The 2,917-nt window shown below is 60.1% G+C and carries 4 protein-coding genes; 3 read left to right on the forward strand and 1 reads right to left on the reverse strand.

Features of this window, described 5'->3' with window-relative positions; genetic code table 11:
- The first annotated feature begins 16 nt into the window (after positions 1-16).
- The 3 genes from ACRCSW_RS15290 (at position 17) to ACRCSW_RS15300 (ending at position 2,608) form a co-directional block, all read left to right on the forward strand.
- Positions 17-577, forward strand: a complete 561-nt coding sequence (locus ACRCSW_RS15290; protein WP_438706451.1) for a cytochrome b — start codon at positions 17-19, stop codon at positions 575-577.
- Positions 578-601: 24 nt separating this feature from the next.
- On the forward strand, positions 602-1,222 hold the full coding sequence (locus tag ACRCSW_RS15295) for a hypothetical protein (protein ID WP_438706453.1): 621 nt from the start codon (positions 602-604) through the stop codon (positions 1,220-1,222).
- Between the two features lie 150 nt (positions 1,223-1,372).
- Entirely contained in the window at positions 1,373-2,608 is a 1,236-nt protein-coding gene (locus ACRCSW_RS15300) for a DUF1566 domain-containing protein (RefSeq protein WP_438706455.1), read from the forward strand.
- Positions 2,609-2,634: 26 nt separating this feature from the next.
- On the opposite strand, the gene ACRCSW_RS15305 is transcribed toward ACRCSW_RS15300, so the two are convergent.
- On the reverse strand, positions 2,635-2,917 hold a 283-nt coding region (locus ACRCSW_RS15305; RefSeq protein ID WP_438706456.1), incomplete at its 5' end, for a hypothetical protein.

The raw sequence follows: 2,917 nt of genomic DNA on the forward strand, positions 1-2,917 counted from the left end.
CGGAAAGGACCGAGCCATGAGCAAACCGCAAACCTATGATCCGATCTCGCGGATCAATCACTGGATCATTGCCGTCGCCATGATCGGGATGGTCGGGTTCGGGCTTTATCTCGGCTTTGTCGATCTGCCTCGTGAAACCAGCACGCCGCTTATCGACCTTCACAAGGCGATCGGTGTCCTTGTGCTGATCTTTGGCGTCTGGCGCGTTGGATTGCGGCTTGTTCAGGGCTTTCCGCCGCCAGCGTCGCAAATGCCATCTTGGCAGGAAACGGCGTCAAAGGCCGCGCACTGGGCGCTTCTGGCAAGCGTGATCGTCATGCCTGTGTCCGGGATCGTGGCATCGATGTACCGCGGTCAGCCCATCGGCGTATTCGGGCGGTTCGAGATCCCCGCCCTGACCGAAAATCCCGGCATTGCAGGATTGGCCGGACAGATTCACGAATTCGGCGGCATCGGCCTTGCGGTTCTGATCGGCATCCACATCGCAGCTGCCCTGAAACACCACGTTTTTGACAAGGACACGACCCTGACGCGGATGCTGTCGAGCCGTACAGAGAAGGCAAGCGAAACCCGGTAACCAAACCAAAACGAGGAAACGATGATGATCACCCATCTCAAGTCGGCCTGCGTTCTTGCCCTTGTGGCGCTTCCCTATTCCGGCAGTGCCCAAGACGCCACGATGAGCTTCTTCATCACCAGCGAAGGTTCTGGTGATGGTGCCAATCTGGGTGGCATCGCAGGCGCGGATGCCCATTGCGCAGCCCTGGCCGAAGCGGCGGGCGTCACCGGCAAGACCTGGCACGCCTACCTTTCCACCAGCACCGAAAACGCCCGCGACCGGATCGGTACTGGCCCCTGGGTCAACGCCAAGGGTGCCGTCGTGGCCACCGACCTCGAAAACCTGCATTCGACCGAGAACAACATCTCGAAAGAAACCGCGCTTAACGAGGAAGGCGAGATCGTGAACGGTCGGGGGGATGAGCCGAACCGGCATGACATCCTGACCGGTTCGGATGCAACGGGCGTCCTGTCTGGCGGCACCTGCGAAGACTGGACCAGCGCTGCCGAGGACGGCTCGACCATGGTCGGCCACTTTGACCGGACGGGCGGCGGCGCCGATCCGACCTCGTGGAACGCCGCGCATCCGTCAAAGGGCTGCCACCTTGCAGGGCTGCGCGGCACAGGTGGTGACGGGTTGTTCTACTGCTTTGCGACGCAATAGCTGGGATCACACCGATAAACTGAAGGCAGATGCTGAAGTGAGTTCGCCCGTTTTCTCGACCTGATCACGATTGGCACGGTTGACCAGGATCAACCCGGCAACTTTCCCAAACTGAACCGTCTTTCAAACCTGGGCCTTAGGAGCACTCAGATGACGCCCTATCCGAATTTCCATCGCATCATTGCTGGGCTGCCGGCGGTAGTTCTCGCGTGTCTCGCGCAGACATCGTTCGTCCACGCCGAGAGCTTTCCCCTGGTCGATACAATGCAGGATCGCTGCTTTGACCTCGACGGCGCCGCGATTGCCTGTCCGGCAGAAGGTGAGCCGCTGTTTGGCCAGGACGCGCAATACCTCTATCTACAGTCAGCCTATGAAGACAATGGCGACGGCACGGTTTTAGACGCCAACACCGGGCTCACCTGGCAAAAGACGCCCGGCACCGCGCGCCATCAATACGCCGAGGCAGTCGCCTACTGCGAAGGGCTGGACTTGGGCGGCCAGTCGGACTGGCGCGTTCCCACGATCAAGGAGCTCTATTCGCTGGCGGATTTCCGGGGCGAGCTCCTGAAACCCGAAGAAGGCAGCCCGACACCCTATATCGACACAGGGTCTTTCGACTTTGAGTATCCACCCGAACACATGATCTTTGCCGGGCAATACTGGAGCAGTACGCTCTACGTGAAAGGCCCAATCATAAATGGCCAGAACGAAGGCGCGTTCGGTTTCAATTTCTCCGACGGTCATATCAAGGCCTATGGTACCGGCCTCGACTTCTTTACCAAAGAAGCAGCGGCAAGCAGCGGGCTGGCCAATGCCGGGCCGGACGGCAAAGCTCCGGGAAATTATGTGCGCTGCGTCAGCGGGGCCGCGAATGCCTATGGCGTGAATGATTTCGTCGACAACGGCGATGGCACGGTGACCGACAGGGCCACTGCGCGGATGTGGCAGAAGTCCGATGATGCAATGCGCCGCGAATGGGTCGAAGCGCTGGCCTATTGCGAAGCGCTGGATCTGGCCGGGCATCAGGACTGGCGCCTACCCGACTCGAAAGAGCTGCAAGGCATCGTCGATTACGACAAGATCGACCTGCCTGCGATCGACGAGACGTTCTTCGGGATCACACAGGATTCTGACACGCTCGACTACTGGACCAGCACCACCTTTGGCGACATCAAGAGCCACGCCAATGTCATCGTCTTCGGCAAGGCGCTCAGCCGCAGCGTAAACCAGACCGAATACACCGACTGGCATGGGGCCGGTGCGCAACGGTCGTCGGTGAAGACCCTGGTTGGCCGGGAACTGACCGAGGAAGACGCCTGCTCCGTCAACGCCTGCGATATTGACCGGGCTGACAACCTTGTGCGCTGCGTCCGTCAGGCGCCGTGACCCAAACACTTCTCGGTCAGGCTGGATCAGTCCCGGATGACCCACTCAAGATAGACCGGTTCGGTGCCGTCGCATTGCGCAATTGTCAAGTCTCGCGACATGAAGGGGCCTGCAGCGCGGCTGGTCTGCCCGACCGCGACGCACGTTGCCGGATCGGAAGTCAGCCGGATCTGCTGTGTCATGGCATCATAAACGAATTCTTGCGAGGGTTCATTCTGCACGCAGTTGTGCAGGCCGAACGGAATCTCGGCGCTATCAGGCGCGCTCAGCGTCATGCATTTGCCGGCGAATTCGACCGAGGCGATCTGG

It is taken from the genome of Tabrizicola sp. (assembly GCF_051645465.1).
GTDB lineage: Bacteria > Pseudomonadota > Alphaproteobacteria > Rhodobacterales > Rhodobacteraceae > Tabrizicola.